Consider the following 14,724-nt stretch of genomic DNA (forward strand, 5'->3'; position numbering starts at 1 on the left):
TCACACGGTGGGCCTGCTCCGGTCGTCAGCTGGTGATCGGGGACGGGGGGTGGTCGCCGGACGTCGGGTCCGGCGTGGGGGAGTGCCCGGAGGCGACTCCGGTCGATCGACAGCGGTGCTGGAAGAGCTGGGCCGGACTGCACGTGTGCTCCAGAGCACCACGGCCCCCGGACGCCGTCCAATGCCTTTAACGGGTCACCCCCGCACTGCGGTGGCATGGGCGCGCGAAACCTCGTGGGCCATGCCGTCGGCGCATCACGGCGATGCGCCAACGGCTGCTGTGCCGGGCGCGGGGTCTGTGGCAGCATCGCTGCGGAGTCCAGCGGATCGAAGTGACCCTGCACGTGCTCCGGAGAGGTACCGATGACCGCTTTCCAGCGCCCGGCCGACGCAGCGGACGTGCCGACGATCACGTCGGACCCCGAGGCGGACCGAGAGACCTTCGAGCGGGACGGAGTGATCCGCTGGGACAACGTCCTGACGCCCTCCCAGGTGATCGCGCTCCGCGCCTCCATGGAGCGGGCGTTCTTCGCGGGGAACGACGAGCCCGCGGACGGCGTCCTCGACCTGTCCGAGACCACGGAGAGGCCGAGCGACAGGGCACTGCTCCAGAAGATCGGCATCTGGCAGAACGACCCGGTGTGCGAGGAGCAGATCCGCCGCCCCGACCTGGTGCCCCGCGTGGAGGCCCTGCTCGGCGGACCGGTGCGGCTCTTCCGCGACCACTCCTTCTACAAGCCCGCGGGCAAGGGCGAACGCAGCCGCCTGGTGCTGCACCAGGACAACCGCTACTGGCACCTGGACCCGCCGGACGCCGTCACCATCTGGATGGCCCTGGATGACGCCACCCTGGAGAACGGCTGCGTGCACTACGTGAAGGGCACGCACCACCTGGGCAGGGTCGAGCACGTGCGTCCCGAGGAGGGCGCCGTCCTCGTCGAGGCCCTGACCGACCAGGAGACGGTGCCGTACCCCATCCCGGCGGGCAGCGCCCTGGTGCACCACATCAACACCCTGCACGGCTCGGGCCCCAACCTCACCGACCGGCCCCGGCGCGCCTACTCGCTGGTCTTCGTGCGGGCCGACACGACCGTGCGCGGCCGGCCGATGACCGAGTACCCGCTCGCCGCCGACCTGATCCGGTGAACGGCCCGATGACGGACACCGCTGCCGGGGGCCCGCCCGCCGGTCCCGCCGGCCTGCACCCGGACACCTACGAGACGATCCTCCTCGAACGTGCGGACGGCATCGCCTGGGTCACCCTCAACCGGCCCGAGAGGCTCAACGCCACGACCGAGCGCATGCACCACGAGCTGATCGACGCCTTCGCTCGGGTGGCGGACGACGGGGTCACCAAGGTGCTCGTGTTCACCGGCGCCGGTGACCGGGCCTTCTGCATCGGCAGCGACCTGGGATTCCTGGGCGAGGTGCTGGCGGGCGACAAGGGCGACACCGAGATGTTCGAGGTCTACCTGGAGCGGATGAACCGGGTCGCGTTCGCCCTGGAACGGCTGCCCATGCCGACCATCGCGATGGTGCAGGCCAAGGCGCGCGCGGGCGGCTTCGAACTGGCCATGGCCTGTGACCTGGTGCTGATCTCGGAGGAGGCGCGGATCGGCGACGTCCACACGCCGTACGGTCACATGCCGGGCGCCGGCGCCTCCCACCGGGCGGTACGCAAGATGGGGCTCCAGCCCGCCATGGAGATGCTGCTGACCGGCCGCTGGCTCACGGCCGCCGAAGCCGTGTCGACGGGGCTGGCCCTGCGGGCGGTTCCCAAGGACCGCCTGCGCGAGGAGACCACCGCGCTCGCCACCACTCTGGCCGCAGCGCCCGGCGACTGCCTGCGCCATCTGAAGGCCGCCGTCATGGGCGGTCTCGGTGTCTCGGGCGAGGAGGCCGTCGCGGTGGAGACGCGGGAGTACCTGGCGTTGATGCGGGGCTCCACCGGACCGGTGGACGGCTTCCGCAAGAGCCAGCGCGAACGCGCGGCCCGCCGTGGCGAGGCGGGCTGACAGCGCTCACCGCGGGGGCGGCTCAACCGACGCCCCCGTAGCGGCGCTTGGCGTCGGCCAGCTCCTCGACCCGGGTGGCGTCCCACGGGCGCTCCCACCCCGCCAGCCGCAGCAGCCAGGCGACGAGGCTCGCGGTGAAGCCCCACAGGAACAGCTCCCCGGTCAGGAAGCCGGGGCCGGTGTAACCCTCCGTCATACGCACCCGCAGCCGGCCGGCGGGATCGGCGAGGTCCCGTACGGGCACCCGGTGCACGGACACGATCTCGCCGCCGTCGCCCGAGGGGACCGTGCCGCCCTCCCACCAGCCGAGCACGGGTGTGACGGAGAAACCGCTCCAGGCCAGGTACAGCGGGCGCAGCGGGGCGACGACGCGGATGGCCGCCCGGTCGAGACCGGTCTCCTCCGCGGTCTCGCGCAGGGCGGTGTGCACCGCGTCGCGGTCCTGGGGACCCACGGAGCCGCCGGGGAAGCACACCTGCCCCGGATGGTCGCGCAGCGCGCCGGACCGCCGCAGGAACAGCAGGTCGGGCCCGTCCTCCCCGGAGCCGAACAGCACCAGGACGGCGGAGGACCTGCCCGACGCGGGACCCGGCGAGGTGTACCGCTCCAGTTCGGGAGCGCTGTCCCGGCCCGCCCGCAGGGCCACGTCGGTCAGCCAGGGGGGTACGTGGGGTCCGGGCGGAGGTGCCGTGTCGAGAGCCACGGCCGCCAGCGTATGCGAGCCGCCGCTCTTGGGCGCGGGTCTCCGGCCGCATTGGCGGGGAATCGGTCATGCCCTTTGCGGCGCCCCGCGATGCGTGTGCGGCATGACGGCCGAAAGGCGCCGTCCCCGGGCCTGTCGGGGCCTCTGCGGGCCGTGGGGGTGCCCGGTACCTTGAGCGGATCGCGCCGCAGGGGCGGGTGTCTCGGGGAGGACAGCGGATGAGTGGGCGTCAGGGGACGGACGGGCAGGGGTCGCCGGTGACCGGGCCGCTGAACGCGCTGACGGACGTGGCCGGGCTGCGCGTCGGGCACGCCGGGCGTACCGGTGACGGCTGGCTGACCGGTGTCACCGTGGTCCTCGCCCCGCAGGACGGCGTCGTGGCCGCCGTCGACGTGCGCGGGGGCGGCCCCGGGACCCGGGAGACCGACGCGCTGGACCCGCGCAACCTCGTGGGGCGCATCGACGCGGTGGTGCTGGCCGGCGGCAGCGCCTTCGGGCTCGACGCCGCGGGCGGTGTGGCACGGTGGCTCGAGGAGCGGGGGCGCGGCTTCCGGGTGGGAGCCCGCCCGGACCAGGTGGTCCCGGTGGTCCCCGCCGCCGCCCTCTTCGACCTCGGGCGCGGCGGGCTGTGGCGGGCCAGGCCGGACGCGGACCTCGGGCGCGCGGCCGTCGAGGCGGCGGACGCCACGGAGGCGGGCGGCCCGGTGGCGCAGGGGTGCGTCGGCGCGGGCACCGGCGCGGTGGCCGGCGGGATCAAGGGCGGTGTCGGTACGGCGAGCGTCGTCCTGCCGTCCGGGGCGACCGTGGCGGCCCTGGCGGTCGTGAACGCGGCCGGTTCGCTGCTCGACCCCGGCAGCGGGGTCCTGTACGGCGCCCGCACGGGCCTGGGTGAGGAGTTCCTGACGCGTGGGCTGTCCGCCGCGGCCCCGGACGGGGAACGGCACGCCCGGGCGCGGGACCGGCTTCTCGCGGCCGGCGCGGAGACCCGGCGGCGGCAGGCGGGGGAGGCGCAGCCGCTCAACACCACCCTGGCCGTGGTCGCCACGGACGCGACGCTTACCCGTCCGCAGGCGCAGAAGCTGGCCGGCACCGCCCACGACGGCCTCGCCCGCGCGGTGCGCCCGGTGCATCTGCTCACCGACGGCGACACCGTGTTCGCGCTCTCCACCGCCAGGCTTCCGCTGGTGCCGGAGAGTCAGGAGGCTCCCGGCGGGGCGGAGCCCCGCCCGGGCTGGGGCGCGCACCTGGAGGCCATGGAGCTCAACGCGGTGCTCGCGGCCGGGGCCGACGTGCTGACCCGGGCCGTGGTGCACGCGGCCCTGACCGCCGAGAGCGTCGACGGACCGGGCGGGGACTTCCCCTCGTACCGCGAGCTGTACGGCTGAGGGATCAGCGCGGGAGCGGGCGGTGGCCCGTCACCTGCCCGGCGTCCGGACCAGCGCCAGAGCTCCGCCCAGCACGGCGAACAGCGCGAGGTACAGCGCGGTCGCGGCCCCGTCGACGGCGTCCTCGACCACATGGCCCCCGAGGAAGAACCACACGCAGGTCCCCGCGACGACGAGCAGGTGGGTGCCCCGCTCCCGCAGCGCGCGCATGCCCGCCCACAGCAGCACCGGCATGCACGCCACCCCGGCGATCAGCGCCAGGACCGACTCGACGGAGCCGGCGAGGAAGGCGTCCGGCTGGGCGTCCCGTACCCCCGAGGCCCACTCCCTGCCGCCCGACCAGATCAGGTAGCAGAGGATGGCGGCCACCGCCGATGCGACAGCGCCCTTCACCCGCGAACGGTACGGACGCGCCCCGTGATCGTCATACCTTCAGCCTTTCATGGCACAGGCGGGGGATCTGAGTACAGGTACTCAGATCCCCCGCCCGCTATCCGTAACTACAGCGTGTTCTGCAGGCTGTTGGCGTACAGCCGCGCACCCGGGATCTTCGGGTGGAACGACTTCATGGACGGTGCGACGTTGCCCGGCAGCCAGTCCGGGTCACGCGCGTCGGCCTTGGAGTGACCGGAGAGCACGATGCCGTGGACCGTCTCCGGGTCACCGCAGATCGCCTTGCCGGCGAACTCGTCGCGCGGGTCGGAGAACACCGCCTTCGCCGCGTACAGGCGGTTGGCGTCGTTCACCGCCCCCTGCATCTCGTTGGCCAGCGTGTCCGCCATGCTGTTCAGCCACGGCGTCTCCTCGGTACCGATGCCGAGGACACAACCCCCGGAGCCCTCAAGGAGCTTCGGGTAGCCCATGAGCACGATCTTCGCGTTGGGCGCCTTCTTGTGCAGCTCGTTGAGCATGCCGGTCAGCCGCGGCCGGATCTGCTCGTTGAGCCACTTCGGAGCCCAGACGTCCATCGGCCCCGTCTCGCCGCCGGTCTTCTCCCCGTTGTCGGGGTTGACCGCTTCGATGGAGTTGTTGTTGCACACGGTCCCGGCCGTGACGCACTCCTGGATGATGTCGGCGAACCGGGCGTCGTTACCGCCGACCGACAGGGTGACCATCGTGGTGTTCTGGTCGAGGTAACCCTGCTGGATCTGCGGCAGCTCGCTGCTCTGGCCCTTGGTCAGGATGTTGTAGTACCTGGCCCCTGAACACGCCACGAACTGGTAGTCCATGATCCGGTCGCGGTCGTCGGCCATCTGCCCGATCGACTTGGTGTAACCGGGCAGTGTGGCCTGGCGCGACCAGGCGTACTTGGACCGGTGGCACTTGTTCTCGGTGGACGGCTGCTGCGGGTCGTAGTAGTCGGACTCGATGTAGTAGTCGTCGCCGCCGTTCTCGGAGGCGCCCTCACCCGAGGAGTACGAGTCACCCATGGCGACGACCTGGTGCGTCGGCTTGGCGCCCAGCGGCTCGAAGCCGACCGAGTCCCACGCCACGTCCTCCGTGCCGTTGCCGTCCTCCGTCACGTTCGACAGCGCCACGGTCGGCACGCCGGTGAAGTAGAACGCCCCCAGCGACACCCACTTGTTCGCCAGCACCCGTTGGGGCTTCACCCGCTTGGGGCTGGTGGAGTTGGTACCGCCCACGACGTAGGCGGCCTGCCGGGTATGGGCTCCGTGGTCGGGCACGTGTGCCCAGACCCGCATCCAGCCCCGGTCGGCCGTGCCCAGCGTCCAGGTGCCCGTGGTCCTCATACGGGTGGCGTCCGTGGTGCCGGCCTTGTTGGTGTGCGTGAACCAGAAGTGGTTGTTGTGCGCCGCCCCGATCTGATGCAGGTCGATCCGGGAGGAGGCGCTGCCGAACTCCATGTTGAACGTGCCCGACGAGGCGACCGCGCCGCACGACCGCCCGGCGGAGCCCACAGGCGTCACGCCGTTGGCCACGTCATCGACGATCTTCGTCCCGGTGGGGAGCCCCGAGGCGCACCGCGGCGGGTAGGAGTTCTCGTCCGGCTGTTCCGGATACGTGGTGTCGAAGCGGTGCAGCGGGTGCCCGCACTGGGCGCTGGTGCTGCAGTTCTTCCACGTGACGGACTTGTGGAACCAGCACTTCAGGTACAGCGGGTCGGACTCGTTGCCGGGCAGCAGGCAGGGGCCGCCGCCGGTGTTGTTCGTCGCACCCGTGCTGATCTTCGACGGGTTGCAGTCGTTGCTCGCGTCGCAGAACAAGCCGATCGGGGGCTTGGCCGTCGTGCGGTTGGCGGTGGAGGTCCACCAGGCCGCGCGGTAACCGGGCTGGAAGTCACCGGGCTTGAACATCGCCGCGAGCGGACGGGCCGCCCAGCCGATGACCTTCTCCGAGTACGGCCAGTCCTGCGGGTGCGCCGCGTGGCTGTAGTCGTCGTAGCCGCCCGCGTCCTCCAGGAACGGGGTGCGGTTCTCCTTCCACAGCGGGTTGGCCGGGTTGTTCGTCCACCCCACGCCCCACTTGCCGGATGTGCTGCCCGACGAAGCCTTGGTGTAGTAACCGCTGTTGTACGCCCACAGGGCGAAGAACCAGTTCTCGATGTACTTCGGGTCGCCGCCGTTGATCATCAGACCGTCGGCGCGCGTCTGGTTCCACTTCTCGATCAGGATGTTCACGCCTGACGCGATGTTCGCGGCGTAGTCGAGGGCGATGGCCTCCTGCTGCGCCACGGTCTTCGTCGGCTGGCCCTTGCCGGGGAGCCGCATGCCGTCGGTGACCTGCGTGACACCGTAACCGCAGTCGGACTTGCTCCAGTTGATGAGCCAGGGGTCGCTCTGCTCACCGTCGGAGGAGTACTCGATACCGTAGAAGTTACCGATAAGCGGGTTGGCCGAGACGCCGGGTACCGCGTACCGGGTGGCCTGCCACATGTTCGACTCCTGCGCGGTGATGCCGAGCATCACCTGCGCCGGCACGTGCCAGTCGGCACCGCTGCCGCCCGCGAGGGGCGTCAGGGGGAACATCGTCTGCGGGGCGTACCCCGCCATGCCGGTGTTCTTCCAGTTCGCGGGCCGGGTCACGTGCCTGTTGAGCCCGCCGACGACCGCCTGGTCCACGGCCCACTCGATCTGGCGCGGGGTCGGCTGGAACGCCTGCTTCTTGACGTCGTTCCTGGGCACCGAGCACGTGCGGTCCACGTCGATGGGCGTGGCCATCGTCGACATACCGCCCGACCCGGCGGGAGCGGCCAGAGCCGGGCTCATCGCCGTCGCGGCGCGCTGGGCCGCCGCGTCACCCATCCGGTTGCCCGGAGCGGCGTCCAGAACGGCCGTCTCACCCGTGTCGAGCGCCTTCAGGGTGATCCTGGCGGCGCGCGGTGAGGCGGCGTCCTGCGCCACGATCCGCGAGTCCTTGCCGTCGGCCCACGCGGTGGTCACCGCGGCGGCGCCGCGGCTGGAGATCCGCGCGTCCTTGGCGATGCCGCCCGGGTTGCGTACGACGGAGGGCAGTGCGCCCTTGCTGCGTGCCTCACCGGTGACGTACACCGCACCCGAGGGCGTACGCGCGATGTCGAACGCGCTGAGCCCGCCCTCGGCGAGCTGGGCGGCCCTGCCCTTGCCGTTGGCGGTCCGCACCGTGGACGCGGTGACCCGGGAGACGGCCGCACGGTCGTCGGTGGAGGAACCCGCCGCGCCGCCGGGGAGGCGGTCGATGAACGTCACACCGCCGTCCGCGTCCGGCTTCAGCTGGAACGGCGGAGCGTGGGTGGGGGCCACCGTCCGCACGGTCGAGCCGTCGATCTTCACGACCTGCCGGCCGCGCGCCGCGACGATCTCGCCGCCGACCGGAACCGCCGATGTGACCTGACCGGCCACCGTCGCCTTGACGGTGGTGCCCGTGCCGGCCTCGACCCTGACCAGCCGGGTCTCGTTCTTCTTCGAGGTGTTCTCGTCGGTGAACTGGGAGAACACCACGTCCTCGCCCGTGCCGCAGCCCGGGGAGAAGTAGGCGAGCGTGGCCTGGAACGGCAGCTTGCGCACGTCACCGCTGCGCAGGTCCACGACGGCGGTGAACGCGCCGCGGCTCATCAGGTCGGGCTTGTTCGTGAAGGTACGGGGTGCGTACGCCACGGCGGCGTACCGGCCCGAGCCGGTCAGGCAGGCGTTGCCGATCCACGCGTCCGTGTCGAAGCCCGGCTCGGAGAGCGAGGCGGCGGTCTTCCACCCGTAGCCGTCCCTCTCGTCGGCCACCATCACATGGAAGCCGGAGCCGTCACCCGAGGTGGTGAACGCCTGGTCCGACGAGGACCGGTAGTCCGTGCCCAGTACCTCGGCGCGCTTCTTCGAGGGGACCGCCGGGGGCTTGAGCCCCGGGCCGGTCCCGTCGGCCGACGGTGCGACCGGCGAAGACCAGCCGTTCGCAGCGCCCGGGGGCACCGCGTCCGCGAAAGCCTGCGTCGTCCCGACACCGCACGCCACCGCGAGAGCGGCGACGACGGCCACCGGAACACGCGCATGTCGTCTTACGCTTCGTCTCAACTTCCCGTCCTTTTCCTGGTGTTCGCGCCCAGGTCAGAGCGCGTGACCGCACCCGGGAACCAGCGCGCGCAGGCACACGAAGGCAGGCTCCCTGGGGGCGGAGACCTTGACGACGTGAGGCGGGAGATCGACAGATCTCGACCGCGCCTGCTTAGGCTCGTCCAAGCCAGCGTGTCACTTGGCGCTCTTCTGACGCTCTCCTGCCGCACGCACCTCCGTATCCGCGGCCGGCGCGTCCTGACCCCGGCGCGTGAGGTGGCGGTGGGCGGGCAGCAGGGGGGTGATCGCGGCCAGGGCGACCAGGACGAGGGCCATGCCGCGGAAGGCGTTCCCGTAACCCTCCATGAGCGCGGCGGGCGGTCCGGGGGCGCCGCTGGCCGTGAGGGTGAGCAGCACGGCGAGGCCGAACGCCCCGCCGAACTGCCGGGAGGTGTTGACCAGTCCGGACGCGGCCCCGGCCTCGGCGGACCCGACCCCGGAGGTGACCGTGAGGGTCAGCGGGGTGCTCACGAGTCCGCCGCCGAACGAGATCACCACGGCCGGCCCGAGTATGCCGTCGAGGTACCCGCTGTCGGGGCTGATACCGCTCTGCCACAGGAAGCCCGCCGCGGCGACGAGCGCCCCGCAGGCGATCAGGACACGGGCCTGCACGTACCGCATGAGCCACGGGGTCAGGAACAGTCCCACCAGCAGCATCACCACGGTGTGCGGAAGGAAGCCCAGGCCCGTCCGCGCGGCGCTGTAGTGCAGCACCCCCTGCATGGTGAGGGTCAGGAAGTACCAGACCGGGATGTGGAAGCCCGCGCCGGCCAGCACCATCCCCACGTTCCCCCAGCCGACCCCGGGCAGCCGCAGCAGGCCCGCCGGTACCAGCGGCTGGGCCGCGTACCACTTCTCCACCGCCACGAAGGCGGCGAGGGCGGTGACTCCGCCGGCGAGGGGCAGGGCCGTTGCCGGGTCGGTCCAGGCGTGGACGCGTGCCTGGGCGATGCCGAGGGTGACCAGGGTGAGCCCCGCCGTCGCCAGCACCGCGCCGGGCAGATCGAGCCGGGGCCGCCGCGCCGGAGCGGTGCGCCCCGTCAGCAGCCGTGCGCCGAGCAGCAGCAGGGGTATCCCGATCGGCACGTTGATCAGGAGCACGGAACGCCAGGACAGGTACTCGGTCAGGAGGCCGCCGAAGAGATTGCCCGACGCCCCGCCGGCCAGACTCACCGCGGTCCAGACCGCGAGCGCCCTGGTCCGCCGCGGTCCCTCGGGGAACGTGGTGGTCACCATGGTCAGGGCGAGCGGGGCGAGTACGGCCGCCCCGACCCCCTTCGCCGCCCGCGCCGCGATCAGCAGCGCGGGCGTCGGGGCGAGCCCTCCGGCCGTCCCCGCGACGACGAAGAGCGCGAGGCCGATGAGGAACACCCGCCGGTGCCCGTACAGGTCGCCCAGCCGCCCGCCCAGCAGCAGCAGCCCGGCGAACGCCAGGGCGTAGGCGCTGACGACCCACTGGAGATCCGCCGGGGCGAAGCCGAGATCCCGCTGCATCGAAGGAAGCGCGACGGTGATCACCGAGACGTCGAACAGAACTATGAACTGTGCCGCACACGCCAACGCGAGCGTCGACGTGGCGGTGGACCCGCCACGCATGTCCCTCCCCGGGAGCCGGTCAGCCAGGACGGTGCCGTACGCCTCGACCGCTCTACCGGGAGAAGTCCACCCCCTGCGCGAGCGCCACCCTGCCCGAGTAGTTCACGGTGTTGGTGGCGCGGCGCATGTACGCGCGCCAGGCGTCGGAGCCGGACTCGCGGCCACCGCCGGTCTCCTTCTCGCCGCCGAACGCCCCGCCGATCTCGGCGCCCGACGTGCCGATGTTGACGTTGACGATGCCGCAGTCCGCGCCGTCCGCCGCCAGGAACCGCTCGGCCTCCCCCTGGTCGGCGGTGAAGATCCCGGACGACAGCCCCTGGGGTACGTCGTTGTGCAGCCGGATCGCCTCGTCGAGGTCCCGGTAGGTCAGGACGTACAGGACGGGCGCGAAGGTCTCCTCGCGTACGACGGCGCTCTGCGCGGGCATGGTCACGAGGGCGGGCCGTACGTAGGCGGCGTCCGGCGCGGCGTCCTGGAGCTGGCGGTCGCCGCCGACGACCACCGTGCCGCCCTCCTGGACCGCCCGGTCCAGGGACTCGCGCATCCTGGCGAGCGCCGCCTCGTTCACCAGGGGCCCGACCAGGGTCGACTCCTGGAACGGGTCACCGACCGGCAGTCTGCGGTACGCGGCGGCGAGCCGCTCGACGACGGTGTCCACGACGTCGGCGTGCACGATCAGCCTGCGGAGGGTGGTGCACCGCTGGCCGGCCGTGCCCGCCGCCGCGAACACGGCGGCGTTGACGGTGAGATCGAGGTCGGCCGAAGGGGCGACCACGGCCGCGTTGTTCCCGCCGAGCTCCAGGACGGTGCGCCCGAACCTGGCGGCCACCCGGGGACCGACCTCGCGGCCCATCCGGGTCGACCCGGTCGCGCTGACCAGCGGCACCAGCGGCGAGTCCACCAGCTGGGTGCCGGCCTCGGCGCCACCGAGCACGACCTGGTTGAGGTGGGCCGGGGCGCCGGTCTCGGCGATGGCGCGGTCGAGCAGGGCGGAGCAGGCCAGCGCGGTCAGCGGGGTCAGTTCGGACGGCTTCCAGACCACGGTGTCGCCGCAGACCAGGGCCACCGCCGCGTTCCACGCCCAGACGGCGACCGGGAAGTTGAAGGCGCTGATCACGCCGACCACGCCCAGCGGGTGCCAGGTCTCCATCAGCCGGTGGCCGGGGCGCTCGGACGGCATCGTGCGGCCGTAGAGCTGGCGGGACAGGCCCACCGCGAAGTCGCAGATGTCGATCATCTCCTGCACTTCGCCGAGTGCCTCGGAGCGGATCTTGCCGGCCTCCACGGTGACCAGGTCGGCCACGTACTCCTTGTGCTCGGTGAGCAGCTCGCCGAGCCGCTTGACCAGCGCGCCGCGGACCGGCGCCGGGGTGGTCCGCCAGTCGAGGAACGCGGTGTGCGCGGCCTCGACGGCCCGGTCGATGCCGGCCGGGGTGTCGGCGCGCAGTCCGAACAGGTCGTGGCCGGTGACCGGCGTGCGGGCGGTCAGGGCGTCGCCCTTGACCGCGGCGAGTTCGACTCCGCACCTGGCCAGGGCGTTCTCCGCCCTGACGCGTATGTCTTCGGTGCTGCTGACTGCGGTAACCATGCCGACTCCCGGTCGATCGTGCCGGGTGCCGGCCGTTTCGGCCGGCACCCGGGCCTGTCACTACTTCTGGGGTATGGACCCTCGGTCCTGCGCGTCCTTCAGTGCCTGGGCCAGGACGTCGATCTCGGCCTCGGTGGTGTAGAAGTGCGCCGAGACCCGGATCAGGGGCCCGTCCGGCCGCCCGGCCACCGCCGACTCGATCCGGAAGCGCTCCCAGAGGCCGTCGCGCAGTCCGTCCGCGTCCGTGCCGCGGGGCAGCCGGAACGCCACCATCCCACCGGACAGTTCCGCCGGCTCCGGGGTGGCCGCTTCGAGGCCGCACCAGCCGGTGAGGCGCTGGCGGGCGTACCCCGCGGTCTCGCGCATACGCGCGCGGACCCTGTCGTGACCGAGCTCCGCCTGGAAGCCGATGGCCTCCGGCAGGGTCAGCCACGGGCAGATGTCCCGCGTCCCCTCGCACTCCAGTCTGCGCAGCCGCGGGGTGCTGCCGAACCGGTCGCGCGCGTCCGGCTCCCCGCCGGTGGCCGGGGGGTGGTAGGCCCAGCTCACCTGGGGCGGCCGCAGGGTCTGCGCGCGGTCCGCGCCGATGTGCAGGAATCCGACGCCGGTGGGGGCCAGCAGCCATTTGTGGCCACTTCCCGCGTAGAAGTCGCAGGGCAGGGCGGCCAGGTCCAGGGCGGTGAAGGCCGGGGCGTGGGCGCCGTCGACCACGGTGAGGACGGAGCGCCGGCGGGCCTCCTCGCACAGGCGCGCGGCCGGCAGCACCAGACCCGTCGACGACACCACATGGCTGAAGAACAGCAGCCGGGTCCGCCCGTTCATCGCGCCGACCGCGGCGTCGACGATCTCCTGCGGGTCACGGGGCATCCGCGGCAGCCGGAAGGTCCGTACCGTCAGCCCGTGCTCCTGGGCCACGCGTTCCCAGCACCACCGCATCGGCGCGTACTCCTGGTCGCTCATCAGGATCTCGCCCGGGGCGGCCGGCCGCAGCGAGGACGCCACCAGATTGACGGCCGCGGTGACGTTGGTGGTGAGGACCAGGCGGTGCGGCTCGCTCCCCACGAAGGCCGCCAGCGACTCGCGCGCCCGCCACAGGAGCGGAGGCACCTCACGCAGCAGGAAGTCCATCGGCGCGTGGGCGAGACGGCCGCGCAGGGCGGTGACGCGCTCGAAGACGCTCCGGGGCAGCGGCCCGCCGGAGCCGGTGTTCAGGTTGACGACGGCCGGGTCGAGGAGCATCCGCTCACGGGCGCCGGCCCAGTCGGTATCGGCCATGTGGTCTACTCCCGCCCCTTGCTGACGGACACATAAGACAGCCATCTTTCCGGTGCTGTCCATGCCTTTCCCCGCCCACCGTTCCTTCTCGGACATCAGTCGTCCGAAAGGGGCCCTAAAGAGCCTCGGAAGAGAACGTCAAGAGTTCGCGGTCATACAACTGATGGCTGAACTGGGAGGGTGCCGCATATACGCCTCTCCGTTTCACCGAGGACGACACTGGGAGACGCGATGTCTGTGGGAACGTCAACAACGGGTGAAAAAGACGGAGGCACCGGAGGCGCAATTCCCGGTAAATCTGCTCTGCGTGCGGGGGACGTACATGATGCCCTGAAACCGCACGTTCTCGTGGACGGTTACGGATTCGTTCTCGATCTGGCGGCCAGTTCGGGGAGCCGGCTCGTCGACGGTGTGACCGGGAAGAGTTATCTCGATCTCTTCTCCTTCTTCGCCTCCTCGCCGCTCGGTATGAATCCCTCCTGCATCACCGACGACGAGGAGTTCATGCGGGAGCTCGCGGCCGCCGCCGTCAACAAGCCGTCGAACCCGGATCTCTACACCGTTCCGTACGCCGAGTTCGTCAGGACGTTCGCCCGGGTGCTCGGGGACCCGGCGCTGCCGCACCTGTTCTTCGTGGACGGCGGGGCGCTGGCCGTCGAGAACGCGCTCAAGGCCGCCTTCGACTGGAAGGCGCAGAAGCTCGGGCTCGACGACGACGGCGTCAACGGTCTCCAGGTGCTCCACCTGGAGCGGTCGTTCCACGGCCGCAGCGGCTACACCATGTCACTCACCAACACCGAGGTGTCCAAGACCACCCGGTACCCCAAGTTCGCCTGGCCGCGCATCCCCACACCCGCGCTGCGCCACCCCCTCGCCGAGAACGCCCGGGAGAACGAGGAGGCCGAGCGGCAGGCCCTCCAGGCCGCCGAGGCGGCGTTCCGCGCGGCGGACGGGATGATCGCCTGCTTCATCGCCGAACCGATCCAGGGCGAGGGCGGCGACAACCACCTGAGCGCCGGCTTCCTCCAGGCCATGCAGGGGCTCTGCCGCCGGTACGACGCCCTGTTCGTCCTCGACGAGGTCCAGAGCGGCTGCGGCATCACGGGCACCGCCTGGGCCTACCAGCAACTCGGCCTGGAGCCCGACCTGGTCGCCTTCGGCAAGAAGACGCAGGTCTGCGGAGTGATGGGCGGCGGCCGGATCGACGAGGTCGCGGACAACGTCTTCGCCGTCTCCTCCCGGATCAGCTCGACCTGGGGCGGGAACCTCGCCGACATGGTCCGGGCCACCCGGATACTCGAGACGATCGAGCGCACCCGGCTGTTCGACACCGTCGGCCGCCTCGGCGCCTACCTCGGTGACGGTCTCGAAGCCATCGCCGTCAAGCACTCCGACCTCGTGACCAACGCCCGCGGCCGCGGCCTCATGCGCGCCGTCGACCTGCCCGACACCCGGACCCGCGACGAGATCCTGCGCCGGATGCTCCAGGAGCACCAGGTCATCGCCCTGCCGTGCGGCGACCGCGGCCTGCGGTTCCGCCCGCCGCTGACGATCACCGAGAGCGAGATCGACCAGGCCCTTGAGGCGCTGGCCCTCAGCGTCGCGGCGCCCGCCGCCTGAC

At 71.9% G+C, this 14,724-nt stretch carries 10 protein-coding genes; 4 read left to right on the forward strand and 6 right to left on the reverse strand.

Going from position 1 to position 14,724, the window contains the following annotated elements:
• The first annotated feature begins 363 nt into the window (after positions 1–363).
• Positions 364–1,146, forward strand: a complete 783-nt coding sequence (locus Sfulv_RS20045) for a phytanoyl-CoA dioxygenase family protein (RefSeq protein WP_173315971.1) — start codon at positions 364–366, stop codon at positions 1,144–1,146.
• An 8-nt stretch (positions 1,147–1,154) separates the two neighbouring features.
• On the forward strand, positions 1,155–2,015 hold the full coding sequence (locus tag Sfulv_RS20050) for an enoyl-CoA hydratase/isomerase family protein (RefSeq protein ID WP_173315972.1): 861 nt from the start codon (positions 1,155–1,157) through the stop codon (positions 2,013–2,015).
• A 22-nt stretch (positions 2,016–2,037) separates the two neighbouring features.
• Here the strand turns inward: Sfulv_RS20050 and Sfulv_RS20055 are convergent, their stop codons facing one another.
• A complete protein-coding gene (locus Sfulv_RS20055; protein ID WP_173315973.1) occupies positions 2,038–2,718 on the reverse strand; it encodes an NUDIX hydrolase in 681 nt (226 codons plus the stop codon).
• 218 nt (positions 2,719–2,936) lie between these two features.
• Here Sfulv_RS20055 and Sfulv_RS20060 point away from each other — a divergent pair, with 218 nt between their 5' ends.
• Positions 2,937–4,103: a P1 family peptidase gene (locus Sfulv_RS20060; RefSeq protein WP_173315974.1), complete on the forward strand. Its 1,167-nt coding sequence runs from the start codon at positions 2,937–2,939 to the stop codon at positions 4,101–4,103.
• A 30-nt stretch (positions 4,104–4,133) separates the two neighbouring features.
• Here the strand turns inward: Sfulv_RS20060 and Sfulv_RS20065 are convergent, their stop codons facing one another.
• The 5 genes from Sfulv_RS20065 to Sfulv_RS20085 form a co-directional block, all read right to left on the reverse strand.
• The gene (locus Sfulv_RS20065; RefSeq protein ID WP_173315975.1) at positions 4,134–4,496 is read right to left on the reverse strand and encodes a hypothetical protein; all 363 of its coding nucleotides are present in this window, start codon (positions 4,494–4,496) and stop codon (positions 4,134–4,136) included.
• A 107-nt stretch (positions 4,497–4,603) separates the two neighbouring features.
• Entirely contained in the window at positions 4,604–8,605 is a 4,002-nt protein-coding gene (locus Sfulv_RS20070; RefSeq protein WP_218900414.1) for an SGNH/GDSL hydrolase family protein, read from the reverse strand.
• 174 nt (positions 8,606–8,779) lie between these two features.
• On the reverse strand, positions 8,780–10,240 hold the full coding sequence (locus tag Sfulv_RS20075) for an MFS transporter (RefSeq protein WP_173315976.1): 1,461 nt from the start codon (positions 10,238–10,240) through the stop codon (positions 8,780–8,782).
• A gap of 52 nt (positions 10,241–10,292) precedes the next feature.
• Complete coding sequence (amaB, locus tag Sfulv_RS20080; RefSeq protein ID WP_173315977.1) at positions 10,293–11,828, reverse strand: L-piperidine-6-carboxylate dehydrogenase; 1,536 nt, start codon at positions 11,826–11,828, stop codon at positions 10,293–10,295.
• Between the two features lie 60 nt (positions 11,829–11,888).
• Complete coding sequence (locus tag Sfulv_RS20085; protein WP_173315978.1) at positions 11,889–13,103, reverse strand: aminotransferase class V-fold PLP-dependent enzyme; 1,215 nt, start codon at positions 13,101–13,103, stop codon at positions 11,889–11,891.
• A gap of 285 nt (positions 13,104–13,388) precedes the next feature.
• Here Sfulv_RS20085 and lat point away from each other — a divergent pair, with 285 nt between their 5' ends.
• Positions 13,389–14,723, forward strand: a complete 1,335-nt coding sequence (gene lat, locus Sfulv_RS20090; RefSeq protein ID WP_305961403.1) for an L-lysine 6-transaminase — start codon at positions 13,389–13,391, stop codon at positions 14,721–14,723.
• Position 14,724 lies beyond the last annotated feature (1 nt).

This window comes from Streptomyces fulvorobeus (assembly GCF_013167895.1).
Lineage (GTDB): Bacteria > Actinomycetota > Actinomycetes > Streptomycetales > Streptomycetaceae > Streptomyces > Streptomyces fulvorobeus.

What these genes read in the sequence shown, in the direction of transcription:
- Sfulv_RS20085 (WP_173315978.1), bottom strand. Translation starts at nt 13,103, where the DNA reads ATGGCCGATACCGACTGGGCCGGCGCCCGTGAGCGGATGCTCCTCGAC.
- Sfulv_RS20050 (WP_173315972.1), top strand. Translation starts at nt 1,155, where the DNA reads ATGACGGACACCGCTGCCGGGGGCCCGCCCGCCGGTCCCGCCGGCCTG.
- amaB (WP_173315977.1), bottom strand. Translation starts at nt 11,828, where the DNA reads ATGGTTACCGCAGTCAGCAGCACCGAAGACATACGCGTCAGGGCGGAG.
- Sfulv_RS20060 (WP_173315974.1), top strand. Translation starts at nt 2,937, where the DNA reads ATGAGTGGGCGTCAGGGGACGGACGGGCAGGGGTCGCCGGTGACCGGG.
- Sfulv_RS20045 (WP_173315971.1), top strand. Translation starts at nt 364, where the DNA reads ATGACCGCTTTCCAGCGCCCGGCCGACGCAGCGGACGTGCCGACGATC.
- Sfulv_RS20075 (WP_173315976.1), bottom strand. Translation starts at nt 10,240, where the DNA reads ATGCGTGGCGGGTCCACCGCCACGTCGACGCTCGCGTTGGCGTGTGCG.